Here is a 21,964-nt window from a genome sequence, read left to right on the forward strand (position 1 = left end):
CGGCTTTTCGACAGAACTAGGGCAGGTCGCTATGGATCCCATGCTGAACATTGCCATTCGCGCGGCACGCGCCGCCGGCGATTTGATCGTCCGCTACGTCGATCGGGTCGACACGCTGAAGATCGCGCCCAAGAGCCGGAACGATTTCGTCAGCGAGGTGGACCGCCAGGCCGAGCAGGAAATCATGCAGATTCTGCGCAAGGCCTATCCCACCCATGTGTTCCTGGGCGAGGAAAGCGGCTGGCAGGGCGGGGGGGGCAACGAATACGTCTGGGTCGTCGATCCGCTCGACGGCACCACCAACTTCCTGCACGGATTCCCCCAGTTCGCCGTCTCCATCGCCTTGCTGCACCGCGGCGTTCCGGAAGCCGGGGTGATCTACGACCCCATGCGGCAGGACCTCTTCACCGCCAAACGGGGCGGCGGCGCCACCCTGAACAGCCGGCGCATCCGGGTGACCAAGTTGAACAGCCTGACCGGCGCCTTGCTCGGCACCGGCATCCCTTTCAAGGACCAGACCCACCTCGACGCCTATCTGGGCATGCTGAAGGCGCTGATCCGCGACACCGCCGGCATCCGCCGGGCCGGTTCGGCGGCGCTCGATCTCGCCTATGTGGCGGCCGGCCGTCTCGACGGCTTCTGGGAGCTGGGGCTGCAGAAATGGGACATCGCGGCGGGCGTTCTGCTGATCAAGGAAGCCGGCGGGATCGTCACCGATCTCGACGGCGGCGAGGGCTACATGGACAGCGGCAACGTGCTGACCGCCAGCCCGCGCCTGCATCAGTGCATGCTGGAAGCCATCAGGCCCCATCTGACGGAAGCGCTCCGGGCGCAGCCGGGCTGAGCTGCGGCGTACCCAGCCTCGCCAGCAGCCGGGCCAGCTGCTCCTGGTCGAAGTCCAGGTGCACGTCGCGCTGCGGGTAGGGCATCGACAATCCTTCGCGGCGGCAGGCTGCATCGATCTCGATGCAGAGTTCGCTGGTCATCGACTTCATGGTGTCGACGTCGGCGACGAAGGCGATGACTTCGAAGTTCATCGAACTGGGGCCGAACTCCTTGAAGAAGACGAAGGGACCGGGGTGGCGCAGCACTTTGGGGTGGGCCGTGGCCACCTGCATCAAGGTTTCGCAGACCTTCCGCGCGTCGGTGCCGTAGGTGAAGCTCACCGGGATCACGATTCGCCCCACCTTGTCGGCGTAGGTCCGGTTCGTCACCGGGTGGGCGATGAGTTCGGAGTTGGGGATGAATACCGAAGCGCTGTCGAAGGTGAGCACTTCGGTGGCGCGCACGCTGATCTTCTTCACATAGCCCTGAGTTTCGCCCACCACGATCCAGTCGCCCACCTTGATCGGCCGCTCGGCCAGCAGGATCAGTCCGGACACGAAGTTGTTGACCACGTTCTGGAGTCCCATGCCGATGCCGACCGATAGCGCGCCGGCGATGATGGCGAGCTGCGACACATCGAAGCCGGCTGCCGAGATCAGCGTGATCAGGGCCAGGGTGAATCCCAGGTAGCCGACGGCGGTGCGGATGCTGTGCTGCAGGCCCGGATCGATGCGGGTGCGAGGCAGGATGCGGTGTTCCAGCGTCCGCTGGACGAAGCGGGTCAGAACCAGCATCCCGCCGAACATGAGCAGGCCGAATGCCAGATCGGCCAGGGACACGGTGATGTTCCCGATCTTGAATCCAAAGACCGCTTCGTACAGCCAGGCGCTGAGGTCGCTGCCGCCCGCGCCCCACAAGACCAGCAGCGCCAGGATGCCGGCCAGGCCGATGCTCAGCCGGACCAGTCCGGTGAGCCAGAAACTCAGAGCATCGATGCCTTCGGGCGAGACTTCCAGGTTGCTGCGCAGATGCCTGCCGACGATGGCGTGTTCGCTCAGCGTATGGTTGACGAACTCGTCGCCGATCTTGGCCAATACGGTGACCAGCACGTAGAGGCCGATCGACAGCACGAGCTGGATGGCGAGGAGCCGCGACAGCACCACGTAGCCCGGCAAGGCGGCGATGGGAATGGCGTAGACGAGCAGGGTCAGCGCGTAGCGCAGTCCCGGCCACCGCGCGGTGCCGGCCTCGGACTCCCAAATCCGCCGCCGGAGGATCACCAGCAGCAGCAGCGCGATCGACAGGCCGGTCACGAAGTTGTGCAAGGCCATGAGTTCCACGGACCACTCGAACCGTTTGCCCCAGGCATTGACGACCGCGTCGATGGCGAACACCGCCGTCATGGCGGTAACGATGCGGGCGATGACCTTGGCGCCGTGATCGCCGAGCGCGACCAGCCGCCATAGCGGCTCCCCGGGCGCCAGTGCCGCCCGGCAGAAAGCCACGACGAAGAAGAACATCACCAGCATGGCCGCCAACGGCTCCACGATGTTCTGAACGCGGTCCGAAACCAGATCGCCGGCGGTGAATCCCAGATAGAGCGCCAGGACGGCCGCCGACGGGATAAGAGTGCGGATGATGCCGGTGACCAGGGCGGTCCGGAGCCGCTGGCCATAGGTCGGTTCGGCGGCAAGCTCGACGTAACCGAAGCGCCGGATGAACCACAGCCGCAGCGGCCAGGCGATGAGCACGGCCGTCAGCACGGCGATGGGCAATTGCCAGCGCATCTGGTCGAGTTTGGCGGCGGCGGCGTCGCCGGCCAGCCAGGCCGTGAAATCCTGGTGCAGCGCCGCCGCCGCTTCCGCCATTTCCTGAAATCCCTTGCGCCATACGGACGGGGAGAGCGGCGAGGGGCCGCGGGTCAGTACCCGTTCCGTAAAGCGCGAGCGGCGCAGGGCCTGGAGCCGTTCGGTCAGGCCATCGGCGCGGGTGATGACCAGACCGGCCTCTTTCATGCTGCCTTCCATGTTCGTCAGGCGTTCGGCGATGGCCTTGCGCTTGGCGGCGACGCCCGCCGCTTCCGGCGGTTCCCCCTCGCCCGGAGGCGGCCCGAGCGCCGCCAGTTCGTCCCGCGCGGACTGCACCAGTGGCTGGGCCAGATCGGCGGCCGAGCGGGCCGCTAAACGCAGAGAGGCCAGCTCGGTACGGATTTCGACCAGCCGGTCGTCGTCAAGGTCGCCTTTGGCGAGGGTTTTTTCGTAACGGTCGAGCAGCGCGTGCCAGTCCTTGACCCGGGCGGCCAGCGGCTTCTCCCCCGCCGGTTCCTGGGCGGGGACGCAAACGGGCGCGAAAACCGCGGCCATTGCCAGAAGCAGAGAGAGGACGAGGTGGAATTTGTTCGAGCATGTATGGATCATCGTTACCGTAAGCTTGCATTGATTTCCCCGGGGACTCGACACTCAGCAAGCGCCGCGCCCGATCAGTCCCTGACCCAGTTTTCGGCCAGCCGGCTCGGAATGTGGGGCGACTCGCTGCTGGGCGGATGCGGGCGCCCGGCGAACACGCAGTAGCAGACCTTCAGCGTGTCCGCCACCAGGATCCAGCTCAGCCCCAGGAAGGCCGCGGTCAGGGCGGCATCGAGATAATCGTTGAAGATCAGCTGTGGGGCCTTGGCGGCTTGATCCGCCGAAAGCAGGCCTGCCGCCAGCTTGTCGCTCAGGTCGCGGGCGTGGGCCAGGAAGCCGACCCGAAGTTCGGGGCTGAACAGCTTGTCCCAGGCCGCGCCGCTGGTGACCACGACCAGCCAGGACAGTGGCAGGGCGGTGATCCATGCGTGGGAAGCCTTGCCGGTCTTGACCAGTATGGTGGTGACGACACAGAGGGCGATGGCCGCCAGCATCTGGTTGGCGATGCCGAACAGCGGCCACAGGCTGTTGATGCCGCCCAGCGGGTCGATGGTGCCCATGTACAGGAAATAGCCCCAGCCGGCGACGACCAGCGCCGAGGTGAACAGCACGCCGGGATACCAGCCCGTCCGGCCCAGCGCGGGATGCCAGTTGCCCAGCAGATCCTGCAGCATGAAGCGGGCGACCCGGGTGCCGGCGTCCAGCGTGGTCAGGATGAACAGCGCCTCGAACATGATGGCGAAGTGGTACCACAGCGACAGCAGGCCGTCGCCGAAAGCGCTGGCGAACAGGCTGGCCATGCCCACGGCCAATGAAGGGGCGCCGCCGGTGCGGGCGAACAGGCTCGCCTCGCCCATCTCGCGCGCCAGGGCCGCCATTTGCCCGACATCGACCGGGAAGCCCCAGGACGAGATCGTCGCCACCGCGTCGGCGGCTTCCTTGCCGACCACGCCGGCCGGGCTGTTGATGGCGAAATAGACGCCGGGGTCGAGCACGGTCGCCGCGATCATGGCCATGATGGCCACGAAGGATTCCATCATCATCGCGCCATAGCCGATGAAGCGCGCGTCGGCCTCGTTGGCCAGCAGTTTGGGCGTGGTGCCGGACGAGATCAGGGCGTGGAAGCCGGACACCGCGCCGCAGGCGATGGTGATGAACACGAACGGGAACACCTTGCCGCCGAAGATCGGTCCGGTGCCGTCGATGAAGGTCGTGAGTGCCGGCATCTTGATGTCGGGATGCAGGATCAGGATGGCGACGGCGAGGGCGGCGATGGTGCCCAGCTTCATGAAGGTGGACAGGTAATCGCGCGGGGCCAGCAGCAGCCACACCGGCAACACCGCGGCGGCGAAGCCGTAGGCGATGATCATCAGCGCCAGGGTGGGGGCGTCGTAGTCGAACCAGGCGCGCAGGGCCGGGTGATGGTCGATCCAGCCGCCGCCGGCGACCGAGAGGATCAGCAGGCTGACGCCGATCAGCGTCGCTTCGATCACCCGTCCCGGGCGGATCTCGCGCATGTACAGGCCGATCAGCACCGCGATGGGAATCGTCGCCGCCACCGTCGAAGTCGCCCAGGGGCTGTGCTTCATGGCGTTGACCACGACCAGGCCGAGGACCGCGATCAGGATGATCATGATCGCCATGACGCCGACGAGTGCCGCCGAGCCGCCGATGGGGCCCAGTTCGTCACGGGCCATCTGGCCCAGCGAGCGACCGTCGCGGCGGACTGAGCACACCAGCACCACGAAATCCTGCACGCAGCCGCCGAACACTGCGCCGATCAATATCCACAGGGTGCCGGGCAAATAGCCGAACTGTGCCGCCAGCGTCGGGCCGATCAGCGGGCCGGGGCCGGCGATCGCGGCGAAATGGTGGCCGAACACGACCCAGCGGTTGGTGGGCACGAAGTCGCGGCCGTCGTTGAAGCGTTCCGCGGGCGTGGCGCGGCCGGCGTCGAGCAGCAGCACGCGGCTTGCAACAAAGGCGCTGTAGAATCTATAACTCAGGGCATAGACGCAGACCGCCGCGGTCACGAACCAGAGGCTGCTGACCGATTCGCCGCGGTTGAGTGCGATTCCTCCCAGCGCGGATGCGCCGAGCAGCACGGCGGCGGACCAGATCAGGATGGCTGTGAGATTGCGAGGGGGCATGGTGTGTTTCCTTGTTGATTGTCCATTCGCCCGGATTCTTCAGGAATCCGGTGAAGGTTCGGCGCGGGAGCAGCGTATTATGCACAGTCGACGAGCGGTCGAGGTAGGCGCCAGCGGCATTGGAGCGCACGCCTGCCTGAATGAATTCGAGAGAGCCCATCCGGAGGACACACATGGCTCGCAAGCCTAAAGCGCCAACGGCCCCAGAGTCGGGGTCGACGAAAGCATCCGCCAAAGGAGGCAAGCCGGTCCAGGCTCCGCCGCCGGTACCGGAGAAGCCGGCCAAGCCGAAGCCGGGGGTCGCCGGCACCGCGACTGCGGCGGCGGGCGGCAAGGCGGAGCTCGGCACCGGGAGCGCTTCGCCCGAACACCGGGGGACGGAGGATCGTGCCGCCGCGGCCATTCCGTTACCGCCGCCGGCAACAGCCAGGACCCCGGCTCCCGAGGCCGCCGGCCATTCGGTCCCCGCAGTGTCCGAAACGCCGGCGGCTCCGGTCGACCCGGTGCGTGAAGCGGGCCCGTCGGCGGCCGCGGTTGTGCCGGAACCGGCCGAAGCGTTCGGGACGGCCGCGGACGTGTGGGTCGAAACCGGCACCGGTGCGACGGGACCCGAAACCCCGCTCCCCCCGAACGACGCGGAGGCGGCCGAGGAGGCTCTGGCCGAATCCCCCCATGCCCCCGAATGGTCGCCGCCGGTCGCCGCGGAGATGCCGGAAATCCAACCCGAGACTCAGGCGGAGCCATCGCCCCAGCCTCACATCCAGCACCGGCCCTCGCTGTTCGTGGTCCACATTACGCCGGAACTGGCGCCGGTGGCGAAGGTCGGCGGGCTGGCGGACGTGGTGTTCGGGCTGGGGCGGGAGCTGGAGATCCGCGGCAACCACGTCGAGATCATCCTGCCCAAGTACGACTGCATGCGCCACGACCAAATCTGGGGTCTGCAGCGCACCTTCGACGACCTTTGGGTGCCGTGGTATGGCGGGGCCATCCACTGTTCCGTCTATTTCGGCTTCGTGCACGGGCGCAAGTGCTTCTTCATCGAACCGCACTCCCAGGACAATTTTTTCAACCGCGGTGCGGTGTACGGTTTCCACGACGACATTCTCCGTTTCGCCTTCTTTTCGCGGGCGGCGATGGAGTTTCTGTGGAAGTCCGGCAAGCATCCCGACATCATCCACTGCCACGACTGGCAGACGGCGCTGGTACCGGTGTATCTGTACGAAATCTATCAGCCGATGGGGATGGGCCATCCGCGGGTCTGCTTCACCATCCATAACTTCAAGCACCAGGGCGTCACCGGGGCTCAGGTGCTGCACGCCTCCGGACTCAACCGCCCGGAATACTATTTCCACTACGACCGCCTCCGCGACAACCACAAGCCGCACGCCATCAACCTGATGAAGGGCGGCATCGTCTATGCCAATTTCGTGACCACGGTGTCGCCGCGCTATGCGATGGAGGCCAAGGACCGGGGCCAGGGCTTCGGACTGGAGCCGACCCTGCACATCCACCACATGAAATACGGCGGGGTGGTGAACGGGATCGACTACGACGTCTGGAATCCGGAGAGCGACCCGCACATCCCCGTGCATTTCGGCGTGGACACGATCGAAGGCAAATATGCCGACAAGAAGGCGCTGCGCGACCGGCTGCTGCTCGCCGACAACGAGAAGCCCATCGTGTCCTTCGTCGGCCGGCTCGATCCGCAGAAGGGCATCGAGCTGATCCGCCATGCCTTGTTCTACACGCTGGGCCAGGGCGGCCAGTTCGTGCTGCTCGGCTCCAGCCCCGACGGGGCGATCAACGGCTATTTCTGGGGTCTCAAGCGGCAGTTCAACGACAACCCGGATTGCCATCTGGAGATCGGCTACAACGAGGAGCTGGCGCATCTGGTCTACGCCGGCTCGGACATCATGGTGGTGCCCAGCCGCTTCGAGCCCTGCGGACTGACCCAGCTCATCGCCATGCGCTACGGCACCATCCCGGTGGTGCGCGAAATCGGCGGCTTGGCCGACACCGTGATCGACAAGGACTTCTCGCACCGCGCATTGCACGAGCGCAACGGCTACGTGTTCCGAGACTATGACGAACGCGGGCTGGAGTCGGCGTTGGGGCGGGCGATCGCCTGCTACTACCAGTACCCGGACCACTTCCGCGAGTTGATGAAAAATGCCATGCGCTACGACTATTCCTGGAACCATCCGGGGCAGGACTACCTCAACATTTACGACTATATCCGGGAGAAGTAGCCGGCCATGAGGATCTACAATCTGTTCCCCCTGCTGGCGGGCCGCCTCCCGCAATGGACGCCTCATCTCGAACGGGCCGCGGCCATGGGTTTCGACTGGATCTTCGTCAATCCGATCCAACGGACCGGCCGTTCGGGCAGCCTGTATTCGATCAAGGACTATTTCGGCATCAATCCGGCTTTTCTCGAGGCTCAACCTCCCGCGGAAGAGCAGGTGAAAGCGATGGTCCGGGCCGCGAACGGGCTCGGCATGAAGGTGATGGTGGACCTGGTCATCAATCACTGCGCCTACGACTCGCCGTTGCCCGGCGCCCACCCGGAGTGGTTCGTCAGGGAAAACGGACAAATCGCCCATCCCTCCTGCGACCAGGACGGCCAGCGGGTGGTGTGGGAGGACCTCGCCCAGTTCGATTTCGCCCAGGGGGCGGAGCGCGAGGCATTGGTGCGCTATTGCGTCGAAATCGTCCGCTTCCTGTGTCGGTTGGGCTTCAGCGGGTTCCGCTGCGACGCGGCTTACCAGTTGCCGCCGGAAGTCTGGGAGCGCCTGATCCGGGAGATCAAGCGGGAATGGCCGGAAACCGTGTTCGTCGCCGAGACCCTGGGGTGTTCCCCCGACCAGACCCGGCGGACCGCCCAGGCCGGTTTCGACGCCATCTTCAACAGCTCCAAGTGGTGGGATTTCTCCAGTCCCTGGCTGTTGGAGCAGTACCAGCTCACCCGCGAGGTCGCGCCCTCGATCGGCTTTCCCGAGAGCCACGATACGCCCAGGCTCATGGAGGAGGCGCACGGCAACGTGGACGTCTTGAAGCAGCGCTACCTGTTCGCCGCGCTGTTCTCCGGCGGGGTGATGATGCCGGTCGGATACGAATTCGGATTCCGGCGGCCGCTGCATGTGGTCGAGACCCGGCCCGAGGATTGGGAACCGCCGGCCTGCGATCTCACCGGCTTCATCCGGGCGGTCAACGAGGTCAAGGCCCGCTGCCCGGTGTTCCAGGAAGACAGCATCACGCAGCTCCTGCCGCACCCGAATCCGGCGATCCTGCTGATGTGGAAGGCCGGGCGGAAGCAGGGGGAGGAGGCATTGCTGGTGTTCAACAAGGATCCCTGGAACCGCCAATATTTCCAGGCCGACGACATTTACCAGTACATCCAGGGAAGGACGCCGCTGCGGGACCTTTCGCCGGAATGGCGGCTCGATTACGTCCCGGCGCCGTTCGAGTTCGAACTCGCACCAGGCATGGGGCGGGTCATGGTGACCGGAACGGAGTGAACTTTTTCGCGCCGCCATGATCCATATGTACAAGTCGTCTGGATTCGACGCGCACTCTACTCATCGTCTCCCTTGTGAGTAGCCTATGCAACCCCGGCTCCCCCTAGCCGGGCAATCACGCCCTCCGGAGCGTCCCCCCCTCTAGGCTCCGGAGGCTTTTTCTTCGTCCTCCCGCGGCAGGTCGAGCCACCTGCCCAGCACTTCCCAGGCTTCTTCGGTGCCGGTTTTCTTGAGAGAGGAAAAAAGCTGAACGCTGAAGTCCGGCGCACCGTAGCTCGCAAGCCGGGTTTTCGCCAGGAGCCAGGTGTTCTTCGCCGCGCCCCGGCTCAGCTTGTCGCTCTTCGTCAGCGCCACATGCAGGGCGATGCCCCGGTGGGCGCACCATTCGATCATGATTTCGTCCATCTCGGTGAACGGGTGGCGGATGTCCATCAGCAGGAACACGCCGCGCAGCGACTGCCGGTGGCGGAGATACCGCTCCAGCGCCGCCTCCCAGCGGCGGTGGACTTCGCCGGGCACCTTGGCGTAGCCGTAGCCCGGCAGATCGACCAGCCGGCGCTCGTCGTCGATGGTGAAGAAGTTGATCATCTGGGTCCGGCCGGGCGTCTTGCTGACCCGGGCCAGCCGGCCGATATTGGCCAGGGTGTTGATCGCGCTGGACTTGCCGGCGTTGGAACGGCCGGCGAAAGCGACTTCGCAGCCCTGATCCGGCGGGGCGTCCTTCAATTCGAGGATGCTGCGCAGGTAGCGTATGGATACGGGTGGGATTTTCACGAGGGAGTGGGCTGTTGTCATCGGGACATTCTACACTGCGGTTCCCACGGTGCGCGCACTCCGGTGTTGACTTTTCGGGACGATCCCTATTTGATTCGCGTGTTTTGTCATGAGTGCGGCCGGCCGATCATGGCCCGCTATTTTTTGAGATAATTCGCTGATGAAAACAATGACGATCAAGGCGCTGGCGTTCGGTCTCGGCCTGGTGGCGCTGGGGGCGGGCCCCTGGGCGCATGCGGAGGGGAATCCCACGGCGGGCAAAAAGAAGGCCGAGACCTGCTCCGGCTGCCACGGCGAGGACGGCAACAGCAACGCCCCGATTTTTCCGAAGCTTGCCGGCCAGCATGCCGCCTATCTGACCAAGCAGTTGCAGGAGTTCAGGTCCCAGAGCCGGGGCGAATCCACCATGGCGGCCATCGCCGAGCCGCTGAGCGATGAGGACATCGCCGACCTCGGTGCCTGGTTCGCCCAGGGCACCGTGCATATCGAAGAGGAAGAAGGCGATTACACCGCCGGCGAGCGCCTTTACCGCGCCGGGGACCTGGCGAAGGGCATTCCCGCCTGTTCGGCTTGCCATGGCCCGCACGGCGAGGGCAATGGGGAAGCCGGTTTCCCGGCGGTGCGGGGCCAGTATTCGGCCTATGCCGCCAAGGCCCTGCGCGAGTTCAAGGCCGGCGAGCGCCGCAACGACCGGAACCAGATGATGCGCGACATCGCGGCGAAACTGAGCGATGAGGACATCGGCGCGGTTTCGGATTTCGTTTCGGTTCTGAAATGATCTCAAGGCCAGGCATCGCCGGGCCTTTTCAAGACTTATCGATCGTGTGAGTTTCGGGCCGCGGTGCGGACCGGCTCGGAGGAGAATTCGTGAACACAGGCATCCACATGTTGCGTACCGGTTTGGGGCTGGCGTTTCTGGCGCTGTTTTCCTCATTACTGTCTGCGGCTCCCGCGGAAACCAAGGAGTACACCGCGGGCAAGGACTACGAGGTGATCAATCCGCCCCAGCCGACCTCGGATCCGTCCAAGGTCGAAGTCCTCGAATTCTTCTGGTACGGCTGCCCGCATTGCTATCACTTCGAGCCGGATCTGAACGCCTGGCTGAAGACCAAGCCGGACGACGTGGCCTTCGTCCGCCAGCCGGCGGTTTTCAACGAACGCTGGGCGGCGCACGCCAAGATGTTCTACACGGCTGAAGCATTGGGCGTTCTGGACAAGCTGCATCCGCAGTTCTACGAGGCCATCCAGGTCAAGAAACTGGCGCTCGCCAGCGAAGACGAGCAGGCCAAATTCTTCGCCGAGCACGGCGTCGCCAAGGATGCCTTCCAGAAGACCTACAAGTCGTTTGCGGTGGACGCCAAGATGCGGCAGGCCGAGGGCATGGGGGCGCGTTACGGCATCAGCGGCACGCCGACGCTGGTGGTGAACGGCAAGTACCGCGTGTCCGGTTCGCTCGCCAAGTCCTACCCCAACATGATCGCCATCACCAACTACCTGATCGCCAAGGAAAGCGGCAAGCCGGCAAAATAAGGGGGATGTCCATGGGAGGAGCTCTGGCAGTCCGAGAACGCGTCGAGGACGCGTTCCCCGAGCCGGCGAACGCGGATACGGCGCCGGTCGTACTCCGTCTGGCCAGCTTCAATATCCAGACCGGAATTTCCACTTCCAGCTACCGTGATTACGTCACGGGAGGCTGGCGGCACGTGTGGCCTTCGACCAAGCGCCTGCCGAACCTGAACCGCATCGCCCAGCTTCTCAAGCCGTTCGACATCGCCGGCCTGCAAGAGGTGGACGGCGGCGGAATGCGCAGCCACAACATCGTCCAGACCCAGTACTTGGCCGAACACGCGGGCTTCGCCTACTGGCACAATCAGGTCAACCGCCGGATCGGCAATCTGGCGCTGCACAGCAACGGCCTGCTCAGCCGGGTCCGGCCCGACTTCATTCATGACTACCCGCTTCCCGGCATGCCGGGGCGCGGCGCCCTGCTGGCCCGTTTCGGCCCCGATCCCCGTAATGCGCTGTACGTCTGCGTGGCGCACCTGGCCTTGAGCCGCCGGGCGCGCCTCAAGCAACTGCGCTTCATCAGCGATCTCATCGGCCATCTGCCCTATGTGGTGATGATGGGGGATCTCAACTGCGAGCCGAATACGCCGGAACTCGATCTGCTGCTGGAGGCGACGCACCTGAGCGACCCGGTCTGCCGCCTGAAGACCTTCCCGAGCTGGCGGCCGCACAAGATGCTCGACCACATCCTGGTCACGCCATCGCTGCAGGTCAACCGGTTGGAAGTGGTCGACTTCGCCTGTTCCGACCATCTGCCGGTGTCGATGGAAGTGGTGCTGCCGGACGCGCTGGCGCATATCCGCCAGGCGAGGCAGGCAGCCTGAGGCGCTCTCAGGCCTTCTTTTCCGAATAGTCGGCAAAGGCCTTGAGGCGGGAAACGGCCAGCCGGTTCACGGTGCGCGCCGCCTTTCCGGTCATCAGTTCGAGGGCCTCGTCCACGGTGTGAACCGCATACACCACGAACCTCTCTTCGCTCACGGCATCGACCACCTCGGTCTTCAGCATCAGATTGCGGACGTTCCCGGCCGGGATGATGACTCCCTGTCCTCCGGTGAAGCCGCGCGCCCGGCATAGCCGGAAAAAGCCCTCGATCTTCTCGTTGACGCCGCCCACGGCCTGCACGTCGCCGTGCTGGTTCATCGAGCCGGTGACCGCCAGACTCTGCCGGATCGGGACGCCCGTCAGGGCCGACACCAAGGCGCAGAACTCCCCGAGCGAGGCGCTGTCGCCGTCGATGTAGCCGTAGGACTGTTCGATGGCGAGGTGGGCCGAGAGCGCCAGCGGGAAGTCGCAGGCATAGCGGAAGGCCAGGTAGCCGGAAAGGATCAGCACGCCCTTGGAATGGATGGCCTGGCCCAGTTCGACCTCGCGTTCGATGTCCACCACACCGCGCTCGCCGGGGGAAACCGTGGCGGTGATGCGGGCCGGGGTGGCGAAGCAGGTCTCGCCCGCTTCCAGCACGGTCAGGCCGTTGACGCAACCGATCTTCTCACCCTCCGTCGCGATGAGCAGGACACCTTCCATCACGTCGTCCAGCAGTTCTTGGTTCAGCCGGTCCAGGCGCCGTTCGCGCGCCGCCAGTGCGCGGCGGACATGCTCGGCCCGGATGGTGCCGGCCGCCTCCCGGCGCCGCTCCAGGTCGGCTTCGGCCAGGATTTCGCAGATATCGCCCATGCGTGCCGACACCCGGCTCTGGTGTTCGGCCAGGCGGGCGCCGTATTCCAGCAGCGCCGCGATGCCGCAGGCGGAAACCTCGCCGTGCCCGGCCGGCGCCACCTGGCTCTTGATCAGACGGGCGAAGTCCAGCATCGACTCCGGGGTGAGGGGGAAGTGATCGTCGAAATCCACGGGGAGCCGGAACAGCTCCTTGAAATCGGGGTCGGCCGCTTCCAGCAGGTAATACAGATCCCTCGTGCCCACCAGGGCCAGCTTGACCTCGAGCGGAATGGGGGCGGGCAGCAGGGTCTGCACCCTGGCCCCGCCGGCAGCGTCGGCCGGGAGCGGTTCGATGCGGAGCTGGCCGGTCTTGAGCGCCCGCTTGAGCGCCGGCCAGGCCTCGGCATCGCCGACCAGTTGTTCGGCTTCCACGATCAGGCAACCGCCGTTGGCCTGGTGCAGGAGGCCGGGAAAGATCAGCCGCGCATGGGCGTGTGAGGCATCCTGTTCGCCGGGCGGTTCGATCCGGCCGAACAGGTTGGGATAGCTCGGGTTGGGGGCGAACAGCACCGGCGTTCCGCCTTGACGGTCGTGGCCGACCAGGAGGCAGGGGGCGTAGCGGTCCAGCAGTTGGTTGCGGCGGTTCGCCTCCTCGCGCGGATCCTGGCCGCGGTCGTCGAGCAGGTATTCCGCCACGGTGCGGTCCAGATGCTCGCCCAGGACGGCGATATGGGCGATGAGGGCCGCGCAGCCGGCGTAGGGCGCGCTCAGGCGCGACAGCAAGGGCGCCGCCGCCTGCTCGATGGTCTCCCGGTTCAGCGCCCGCAGCGATTCGGTGGCCTCCCGCTTCCACTGGGGGAGTTCCAGCAGGGCTTCGTGCAGGTCGTCCTCGAGTTCCCGTACCTGAACGTGGAACTCCGCCTTCTTTGCCTCCGGGAGGGCGGCGAAAGCCGCTTCGTCGAGCGGTGCGCCGTCCCCCCTCGGCGTGAAGGAGATGTCGTCGCCGTCGCGGAACAGCAGGATGCCCCGCTGCTCCGCCTTCCTGCCCACCGCCTCCACGGCTTCGTCGAAGCGCCGGGAAAATTCCCGGTCGATCGCCGTACGGCGGCGCTGGTAGGCCGGGTTGTCGAATGCCGCCGGAAAGGTTGCCAGAAGACTGTCGACGAAGGTTTCGATGTCGGCGGCGAAGCGGCGGCCCATGCCGGCGGGAAGGGATACGGCGACCGGTTCACGCGGATTGTCGAACCGGTTGAGGTACAGCCAGTCGCTGGGGGCGGGCTGTCCGGCGGCCCGGCGTTCGAGCAGCCGTTTCACCAGCGACAGGCGGCCGGTGCCCGGATCGCCCATGACATAGAGGTTGTAGCCGGGGCGGCGCATGGCCAGGCCGACGTCGATGGCTTCCTGCGCCCGCTGCTGCCCCAGGATGTGGTCGAGCGGTTCCAGTTCGGCGGTCGAAGCGAAGGGCAGGTCGTCCGGCGAAATGACGGTTTTCAGGGCAGCGGCGGGCAATGAATTCGGTGGTCTGGACATGGATGTCGGCTGAGGAATCGGGCCGGCGGAATCAGCGGTGCGTGGCCAAGGGCACGACTTCCGCGCTTCGCAGCCCCCGGTCGTCCCGGCTTTTCAGTTGAGCCAGCGCGCGCTGGAATTCACTCTGCAGGCGAGGCAGGAGCCGGAGCGACTCGGCCGTGTAGTACACCACCTCGAAGGGTACCGGAGCGTCCAGGCTGCTCCGCCGGCCGGGCCGGAACGCTTGCCAGGCCATCTGGATGTGGCGGGGACCGGCGCCGTCGACGAACACGATCTCGAGATCATCGGCCACGGCCAGGTAAAGCATGCTGCGGATGGGGACGAACAGCGGATCGGGTCGGCGGCGTCCGAGCAGAACCCGGCTGAGGTTGTAGGTCGCTCCGCCGAGCAGGCGCGCCTCGCGTCTGAGTTCGCGCGAACGATAGAAGGTTTCCTGCATCTGGATCGGCGCCGCTTGCTGGTTCCAGGTTAAGCTATCAGCCTTGGCGCGCGGAGGGCAAGAACTGGACGCTCGGCCCGGCGCTTTGCTATATTGGCCGCGCTTTGTTTTGGCAGATTCCCCGGAGAATGCTCGATTCTCCCTCGCCGAAAGCCCGCAGGCGTCCGGTCAGGCCGGGACGGCCTCGAATGCTCTCCCCACACCACTCCGCCGGCCGCCAAGGGTTCGAGGGCTCTCGCGCATAACGACAATTCCTCACTTTTCAGCAAATTCTGGAGCAGGGCAATGACGATTAAGATTGCAATCAATGGATATGGACGCATCGGCCGCAACATCCTGCGGGCGATTTACGAAACCGGGCGCAAGGATGTCGAGATCGTCGCCATCAACGACCTGGGCGATGCCCAGATCAACGCCCACCTCACCCGCCACGATACCGTGCACGGGCCGTTCCGGGGGACCGTTGAGGTCGGCGAGGGCGAAATCATCATCAATGGCGACCGCATCAAGGTTTTCTCCGAGAAGGATCCTTCCAAGCTGCCCTGGGGGACGCTGGGCGTCGACGTCGTGCATGAATGTACCGGGGTGTTCCGCACCAAGGCCAAATGCCAGCCGCACCTCGATGCCGGCGCCAAGAAGGTGATCATTTCCGCGCCGGCCGACAAGAACGAGTGCGACGCGACCATCGTCTACGGGGTCAACGACCACACGCTGAAGGCCGTCCATACCGTCATTTCGAACGCCTCGTGCACCACCAACTGCCTGGCGCCGTTGGTCAAGCCGCTGATGGAAAAGATCGGCATCGTGTCCGGCCTGATGACCACCGTGCATTCCTACACCAACGACCAGGTGCTCACCGACGTCTATCACAAGGACCTGTACCGGGCGCGGGCGGCGGCCCTGAACATGATCCCGACCAAGACCGGCGCGGCGCAGGCCGTGGGCCTGGTGCTGCCGGAGCTGAACGGCAAACTGTCCGGTTTCGCCATCCGCGTTCCGACCGCCAACGTATCGGTCGTGGACCTGACCTTCATCGCGGCCCGGGAGACCGGCAAGGACGAGATCAACGCCATCCTCAAGGCCGCCTCCGAAAACGAACTGAAGGGCATCCTCGCCTACAACGACCAGCCGCTGGTCTCCAGCGATTTCAACCATACGACGACCTCCTCCAATTTCGACTCGACCCAGACCAAGGTGGTCGGCAATCTGGTGAAAGTGCTGAGCTGGTACGACAACGAGTGGGGTTTCAGCAACCGCATGCTGGACACCACGGTCGCCCTGATGACTGCCCGCTAGCGCCCGATGAAAACCAGCATTCGCCGTACCAAGATCATCGCCACGCTGGGACCGGCTTCCGAGTCCCCGGAGATGCTCGAGAGAATCCTGAAGGCCGGCGCCGACGTGGTCCGGCTGAATTTCTCCCATGGCACGGCGGACGAACACCGCGCCCGCGCCGAGCGGGTGCGGGAAATCAGCCGGCGGATGGAGCGCTACGTCGCCATCCTGGCCGACCTGCAGGGGCCCAAGATCCGCATCGCCCGCTTCAAGGACGATCGCAAGGTCGTGCTGGAAGCCGGCCAGCCTTTCGACCTGGATACCGCGTTCCCGCCCGACCAGGGCGATGAAACCCAGGTCGGCTGCGCCTACGAGGCGCTGCCGACGGACGTCGAAGCGGGCGACACCCTGCTGCTCAACGACGGCCTGATTGAGCTCAAGGTCAAATCGGTCGAGGGAACCCGGGTCAGATGCGTCGTCAGCGTGGGCGGCGTGCTGTCCAACCACAAAGGCATCAACAAGCAGGGCGGCGGCCTTTCGGCCCCGGCCCTGACCGAAAAGGACAAGGCGGACCTGGTCACCGCCGTGGAGATCGGGGCCGACTATCTGGCGATTTCCTTCCCGCGCTCGAAGGAAGACATGCTGGAAGCCCGTGAACTGCTGCGACGGGCCGGCGGCAACATGGGGCTGGTGGCCAAGATCGAGCGTGCGGAGGCGATCAGGGACGGCGTGATCGAAGGCATCATCGACGCCTCCGATGCCATCATGGTGGCGCGCGGTGACCTGGGCGTGGAGATCGGCGACGCCCGCCTGCCGCATGAGCAGAAGAAGCTGATCCGCTTGGCGCGCTCCCGCAACAAGGTCGTCATCACCGCGACCCAGATGATGGAGTCGATGATCGAGAATCCCTTGCCGACGCGGGCCGAAGTCTCGGACGTGGCCAACGCGGTGATCGACGGTACCGATGCCGTGATGCTGTCCGCCGAAACCGCGGCGGGCAAGTTTCCGGACCGCACCGTGGCCGCGATGGTGCGGGTTTGCAAGGAGGCGGAAAAATATCCGCGGACGCGCCAGTCGAGCCACCGGATGGACGAGAAATTCCACCGCATCGACGAGGCCATCGCCATGTCGGCGATGTACATCGCCAACCACCTGCCGGTCCGGGCCATCGGCGCACTGACGGAATCGGGGTCGACGCCCCTGTGGATGTCGCGCATCAGTTCCGGCATTCCCATCTTCGCCCTGACGCCGCATGAGACCGTCTGCCGGCGGGTGACGCTGTTCCGGGGAGTCTATCCGATCTTTTTCAGCGAGAAGGACATCTCGGATCACCACGTGCTCAACCGGGCGATCGCCGAGGAATTCCTCAAACGCAACCTGGTGAAGATGGACGATCTGGTCATCATGACCAAGGGCGATCTGACCGGCCGTACCGGCGGCACCAACGCCCTGAAGATATCGCGCATCAGCGACGTGATCGCCGCCGCGCCTTGAGGCGCCGGCGGTTTCAGCTCGCCCGTTCGTGCAACGGGCTCTTGCGGGGGAAATGCGCCTTGAGGAATTCCATCTGGTCGGCGAGTACCCGGCGGCCCTGCAGGTAGATGTATTCGGCGTGAGTCGGCATGAAGGGGATGGCGAGCAACTGCATCTTCGCCTCCTCCGGCGTCCTGCCAGCCTTGTGGTTGTTGCAGCGCTTGCAGGCGGTCACCACGTTGTTCCAGGTGTCCGAACCGCCGCGGCTGGTGGGCTGGATGTGGTCGCGGGACAGCTCGCTGTGGCGGAACAGATTGCCGCAATAGAGGCAGATGTGGCCGTCACGGCGGAACAGGGCCGTGTTGTTGAGCGGCGGCACGTAGCCCATGTCGATCTTGTAGCCGCTGTTGGCATGGCCGAAGGTCGCCACGATCGAATTCACCTCGATCCGGCTGCGCTGCCCCGTCTTGGCGTTGATGCCGCCGCGCAGCCGGAACAGAATGCTGCCGCAGCCGTAGGCGACCTGTTCCAGATAGTAGAGCTTGGCGGCTTCCTGGTAGCCTATCCATTCAAGCGGCATTCCCGAGGCATCCGTGCGCAGTACCTGAAGGTGGCGGTGGTGCATGGCTTCTCCTGCGGCTCAAGTGCTTTCAAAAATTGTTCATGAATCTTGACAAATCAGGCCCAAATGGGGGTGTTTCTGCAACGACTTATGCACAGTGTACAGAAATGCCCGGTGAAGTTGAAATTGCTTTGCCGATCGCACTGGCAAGTTCATTCAGGATTTATCTAAGCCTTTGTTTTTGCGATGTCTATGCCCGGCTGGTCAAGACCTCGACAGTTTGACCGCACCCCAGAAAAATTGCGGGCTCGCGGGCTTATCCCGGCCCCGTTGCACAGACTTATCCACAGGATTTGTGGATAAGTTCGTTTCGTCGGCGAATCACGCCCGGGCTCAAGCCTAACGATGGATTATGACGATCAGCCGCATGGAAAGAGTCGTCAGAGTCGCCGTTCCCATCCCGGCCTACCGCTGTTTCGACTACCTCGCGCCGGCGGGCGTCCCCCTCGAAAGTTTGCTCCCCGGCGTCCGTCTGAGCGTCCCTTTCGGCAACCGCACCCGCGTGGGCTATCTCATCGCGGTTGCGGACACGCCCGGCTGCGACGTCGAGCGGCTGCGCCCTGCCGAGGCGGTGCTGGACGACGAGCCGCTGCTGTCCGAGACCGACCTGAAGCTGCTGCGATGGGCCGCGCGCTATTACCATCATCCGCTGGGGGAGGTCATCCAGTCCGCGTTTCCGGTGCATCTGCGGGAAGGGGGGGCGGCGGAGCTCGTCCGCCCGCAGGGGCTGGCCCTCACGCCGGCCGGCGCCGCCGTCGATCCGCTGATGCTCAGGCGCGCTCCGGTTCAGCGGATGCTGTTCGAAGCCTTGCGCGGCCGGGAGAATCCGTTGCCGGCATCGCGTCTGGCGGAGGCGGCAGGCTCGGCCCGGACGGTGCGGGACGCCGCCCGGCGTCTGGTCGAGCGCGGCTGGGCGGAATGGGTGGATTTGCCGGAGGGCCGGATTCCCGCCGCTGCCAGGCCGCCTATGCAGCTCAATCCGGCCCAGCTTGCCGCGGTCGATGCGGTATCGGCGAACCTCGGCCGATATGGCGCCTTCCTGCTCGAAGGGGTGACCGGGAGCGGCAAGACCGAGGTCTATCTCGAGGTGATCCACCGGGTCATCGCCCGGGGCGGGCAGGCGCTCGTCCTGGTACCCGAGATCAGCCTCACGCCGCAGTTGGAGCGGCGGCTGCGCGAGCGCATCGAGGCGCCGCTGGCCGTGTTCCATTCCGGCTTGAACGAAACCGAGCGCGCCGCCGCCTGGCTGGGTTTTCAGAAGGGGGAGGTCGGAGTGCTGCTCGGGACCCGTTCCGCGGTGTTCGCTCCGATGCGGCGGCCGGGAGTCATCATTCTGGACGAGGAACACGACCGCTCGTTCAAGCAGCAGGAGGGATTCCGCTTTTCGGCGCGGGACGTGGCCGTGATGCGTGCACGCATGGCGGACATCCCCCTGGTCGCCGGATCTGCTACACCTTCACTGGAGTCGATCCGCAATGCCCAGTGCGGGCGCTACGCCCGGCTGGTCTTGCCGGCCCGGGCCGGCGCCGCGATCGATCCGCGCTGCCGCGTGCTCGACATCCGCTCGCGCCGTTTACAGGACGGGTTGTCGGAGGCCCTGATCGCGGCAATGCGCGATAGTCTGGCCGAGGGCGGCCAGGTTCTGCTGTTCCTCAACCGCCGAGGTTTCGCCCCGGCGCTGGTCTGTCATGGTTGCGGCTGGGTCGCGCAATGCCGGCGCTGCGATGCCAACCTGGTGCTGCACGCCAGGGAAAGCCGGCTGCGCTGCCATCACTGCGCCGCCGAGCATGGCTTGCCGCCGCGCTGTCCGGCCTGCGGACAGGAGGATCTGCGGCCCTTGGGGGTCGGTACCGAAAGGGTCGACCAGGCTTTGCAGCGGCTGTTTCCGGACGTCGGCGTGGCGAGGATAGACCGCGACAGCACCCGCGGTCGCCGCAGCCTGGAGCGGATACTGGAGCGGGTGCGGCAGGGCGAGGTGCGGATCCTGTTGGGCACCCAGATGCTGGCCAAGGGGCATCATTTCCCCGGCGTGACTCTGGTCGGAATCCTCGACGTGGACGCGGGTTTCTACAGCACCGATTTCCGTGCGGCCGAGCATACCGCCCAGCTGATCGTGCAGGTGGCCGGCCGCGCCGGGCGGGGCGAAAAGCCCGGCACGGTGCTGCTCCAGACCCGCCATCCGGATCATCCTTTGCTGCAGCGCCTGTTGCGCGAAGGCTATCCCGGCTTCGCCGCCGCGGAGCTCGCCGAACGCGAGGCGGCTTGCCTGCCGCCCTTCGGTTATCAGGCTTTGTGGCGGGCGGAGTCGAAGGAACTCGCGCTGTCGATGGATTTCCTCGCGCGCCTGCGGGAGGAGGCCGGTGGAAAGAACGGCGCGGTGCACTGGCTGGGGCCGGCGCCCGCGCCGATGCCGAAGCAGGCCGGGCGCTACCGGGCCCAGCTCTGGCTCAAGAGCGGCCGGCGGGAGGCATTGCACGCCGTTTTGACGGATGCCCTGGCCCGGCTGCAGGAGGCACCCGAGCGGCGCGTGCGGTGGTCGCTGGACGTCGATCCGGTGGATTTTTACTGAGCGGCAGGCCCCCCTGCCCACTGCCTCCGGTAGTCTTCGTAGCCATAGCTTTGTTCGAGGTGCAATGCTTCCCCGTCCCAGCGGTAGATCGAAGGCAGGTTATGGCCGTTGAAACGGTTGGCCTTGACCAGGGTGTAGGCCCCGACGTTCTTGAAGACCAGGCGGTCGCCGACATGGGGCCGGGCAGGTAGCGGGTATTCTCCGAACAGGTCTCCCGCCAGGCAGGTGCCGCCGGCAAGGATCGCACTCGCTGGTCCCTCTTCGCAGGATTCGGCCAGGCGGGCGCTGCGCTGGTATTCGAACACCTCCGGATGGTGGTTGATGCTGGTGTCCAGGACGGCGACCGTTTTTCCTCCGCTGCCGAACACGTCGAGGACGCTGGCGACCAGATAGCCGGCAGGCCCCGTCACCGCCTTGCCCGGCTCGAAATAGACCTCTAAGCCGTAATCGCGTTGCAGCCGGGCGGAAAGGCCGGCCAGGCGTTCCAGGTCCATGCTCCGGTCCAGCCGGTAGCCCCCGCCCAGGTTGATCCACTGCAACCGTTTGAAATGTTCTCCCAGCTTATTTTCCAGCTCGGCCAGGGTTTCCATGAGGGGTCCGAAACCCGCGCAGTCGAAGACGGTATGGAATTGGATGCCTTGCAGCCGTTCCGTCCGCCCGGCGCCGGCCAGGACCAGCCGGTCGAGCGGAACCCCGAGTTTCGAATGCGGGCGGCAGGGGTCGTAACGGGGGTCCGGCAGGAAGGACCGCTGCGGATTCACCCGCAGTCCCACGCTGGCCGTGCCTTCCATTCGTCCCGCCCAGCGGTCGAACTGTTCCAGCGAGTTGAAGCTGACGAAATCGCAGAGCCTGCCGATCTCATCGATCTCGCCGGGCCGAAATCCCGGCGTCGTGATGTGCAGGCTGCCCCGCCCATCCAGCGCCTCGGCACAGAGCTTCGCTTCGAACAGCGAGCTGGCCGAAAAGCCGTCGACGCGTGGCGCGATTCGCCGCAACAGCGGCAGGAACGGAAACGACTTGACCGAATACAGCAGCTTCGGGCCAGACTCCCCGGTCGCCTCTTTGAAGTGCAACAGGGTCCGGTCGATGGCGGTCTGGTCGTAAATGAAAGCCGGGGTCTCCGGCAATAGGCGCTTGAAGGTTTCGGTCGACATGGCGAATC

Annotated in this window: 16 protein-coding genes; 9 read left to right on the forward strand and 7 right to left on the reverse strand. The window is 65.5% G+C overall.

Going from position 1 to position 21,964, the window contains the following annotated elements; genetic code table 11:
- Nucleotides 1–31 precede the first annotated feature (31 nt).
- Nucleotides 32–844: an inositol monophosphatase family protein gene (locus ABZN20_RS16470; RefSeq protein WP_367025965.1), complete on the forward strand. Its 813-nt coding sequence runs from the start codon at nucleotides 32–34 to the stop codon at nucleotides 842–844.
- Here ABZN20_RS16470 and ABZN20_RS16475 read toward each other — a convergent pair.
- Both ABZN20_RS16475 and ABZN20_RS16480 read right to left on the reverse strand, forming a co-directional pair.
- Nucleotides 801–3,188, reverse strand: a complete 2,388-nt coding sequence (locus ABZN20_RS16475) for a DUF3772 domain-containing protein (RefSeq protein ID WP_367025966.1) — start codon at nucleotides 3,186–3,188, stop codon at nucleotides 801–803. The genes ABZN20_RS16470 and ABZN20_RS16475 overlap by 44 nt on opposite strands.
- A 116-nt stretch (nucleotides 3,189–3,304) precedes the next feature.
- Nucleotides 3,305–5,380, reverse strand: coding sequence for a carbon starvation CstA family protein (locus ABZN20_RS16480; RefSeq protein ID WP_367025967.1), 2,076 nt, complete (start codon nucleotides 5,378–5,380; stop codon nucleotides 3,305–3,307).
- Between the two features lie 173 nt (nucleotides 5,381–5,553).
- Here ABZN20_RS16480 and glgA point away from each other — a divergent pair, with 173 nt between their 5' ends.
- Together glgA and ABZN20_RS16490 are read left to right on the forward strand one after the other, a co-directional pair.
- Nucleotides 5,554–7,629, forward strand: coding sequence for a glycogen synthase GlgA (glgA, locus tag ABZN20_RS16485; RefSeq protein WP_367025968.1), 2,076 nt, complete (start codon nucleotides 5,554–5,556; stop codon nucleotides 7,627–7,629).
- Nucleotides 7,630–7,635: 6 nt separating this feature from the next.
- Entirely contained in the window at nucleotides 7,636–8,898 is a 1,263-nt protein-coding gene (locus ABZN20_RS16490; protein ID WP_218808834.1) for an alpha-amylase family glycosyl hydrolase, read from the forward strand.
- A 141-nt stretch (nucleotides 8,899–9,039) separates the two neighbouring features.
- On the opposite strand, the gene yihA is transcribed toward ABZN20_RS16490, so the two are convergent.
- A complete protein-coding gene (yihA, locus tag ABZN20_RS16495) occupies nucleotides 9,040–9,672 on the reverse strand; it encodes a ribosome biogenesis GTP-binding protein YihA/YsxC (protein ID WP_218808835.1) in 633 nt (210 codons plus the stop codon).
- 160 nt (nucleotides 9,673–9,832) lie between these two features.
- Between yihA and ABZN20_RS16500 the strand changes: the two genes are divergently transcribed.
- The 3 genes from ABZN20_RS16500 (at nucleotide 9,833) to ABZN20_RS16510 (ending at nucleotide 12,062) form a co-directional block, all read left to right on the forward strand.
- Nucleotides 9,833–10,450 carry a c-type cytochrome gene (locus ABZN20_RS16500; RefSeq protein WP_367025969.1) on the forward strand — a complete coding sequence of 206 codons (618 nt, stop codon included), beginning with the start codon at nucleotides 9,833–9,835 and terminating at the stop codon, nucleotides 10,448–10,450.
- Between the two features lie 107 nt (nucleotides 10,451–10,557).
- On the forward strand, nucleotides 10,558–11,202 hold the full coding sequence (locus ABZN20_RS16505) for a thiol:disulfide interchange protein DsbA/DsbL (protein ID WP_218809030.1): 645 nt from the start codon (nucleotides 10,558–10,560) through the stop codon (nucleotides 11,200–11,202).
- An 11-nt stretch (nucleotides 11,203–11,213) separates the two neighbouring features.
- Nucleotides 11,214–12,062: an endonuclease/exonuclease/phosphatase family protein gene (locus ABZN20_RS16510; RefSeq protein WP_367025971.1), complete on the forward strand. Its 849-nt coding sequence runs from the start codon at nucleotides 11,214–11,216 to the stop codon at nucleotides 12,060–12,062.
- A gap of 7 nt (nucleotides 12,063–12,069) precedes the next feature.
- On the opposite strand, the gene ABZN20_RS16515 is transcribed toward ABZN20_RS16510, so the two are convergent.
- Both ABZN20_RS16515 and ABZN20_RS16520 read right to left on the reverse strand, forming a co-directional pair.
- Nucleotides 12,070–14,424, reverse strand: a complete 2,355-nt coding sequence (locus ABZN20_RS16515) for a Lon protease family protein (RefSeq protein ID WP_367025972.1) — start codon at nucleotides 14,422–14,424, stop codon at nucleotides 12,070–12,072.
- 31 nt (nucleotides 14,425–14,455) lie between these two features.
- Entirely contained in the window at nucleotides 14,456–14,863 is a 408-nt protein-coding gene (locus tag ABZN20_RS16520; RefSeq protein ID WP_218808838.1) for a hypothetical protein, read from the reverse strand.
- Between the two features lie 285 nt (nucleotides 14,864–15,148).
- Here ABZN20_RS16520 and gap point away from each other — a divergent pair, with 285 nt between their 5' ends.
- Together gap and pyk are read left to right on the forward strand one after the other, a co-directional pair.
- A complete protein-coding gene (gene gap / locus ABZN20_RS16525) occupies nucleotides 15,149–16,159 on the forward strand; it encodes a type I glyceraldehyde-3-phosphate dehydrogenase (RefSeq protein ID WP_218808839.1) in 1,011 nt (336 codons plus the stop codon).
- Between the two features lie 6 nt (nucleotides 16,160–16,165).
- Entirely contained in the window at nucleotides 16,166–17,632 is a 1,467-nt protein-coding gene (gene pyk / locus ABZN20_RS16530; protein ID WP_218808840.1) for a pyruvate kinase, read from the forward strand.
- Nucleotides 17,633–17,645: 13 nt separating this feature from the next.
- On the opposite strand, the gene ABZN20_RS16535 is transcribed toward pyk, so the two are convergent.
- Nucleotides 17,646–18,236, reverse strand: a complete 591-nt coding sequence (locus ABZN20_RS16535; protein WP_218808841.1) for an HNH endonuclease — start codon at nucleotides 18,234–18,236, stop codon at nucleotides 17,646–17,648.
- A gap of 364 nt (nucleotides 18,237–18,600) precedes the next feature.
- Between ABZN20_RS16535 and ABZN20_RS16540 the strand changes: the two genes are divergently transcribed.
- Nucleotides 18,601–20,802, forward strand: a complete 2,202-nt coding sequence (locus ABZN20_RS16540; protein ID WP_367025973.1) for a primosomal protein N' — start codon at nucleotides 18,601–18,603, stop codon at nucleotides 20,800–20,802.
- Here the strand turns inward: ABZN20_RS16540 and ABZN20_RS16545 are convergent.
- Nucleotides 20,796–21,956, reverse strand: a complete 1,161-nt coding sequence (locus ABZN20_RS16545) for a carboxynorspermidine decarboxylase (protein ID WP_367025974.1) — start codon at nucleotides 21,954–21,956, stop codon at nucleotides 20,796–20,798. The genes ABZN20_RS16540 and ABZN20_RS16545 overlap by 7 nt on opposite strands.
- Nucleotides 21,957–21,964: the final 8 nt, after the last annotated feature.

The organism is Methylococcus sp. ANG (assembly GCF_040730495.1).
In the GTDB taxonomy this organism is placed as follows: domain Bacteria; phylum Pseudomonadota; class Gammaproteobacteria; order Methylococcales; family Methylococcaceae; genus Methylococcus.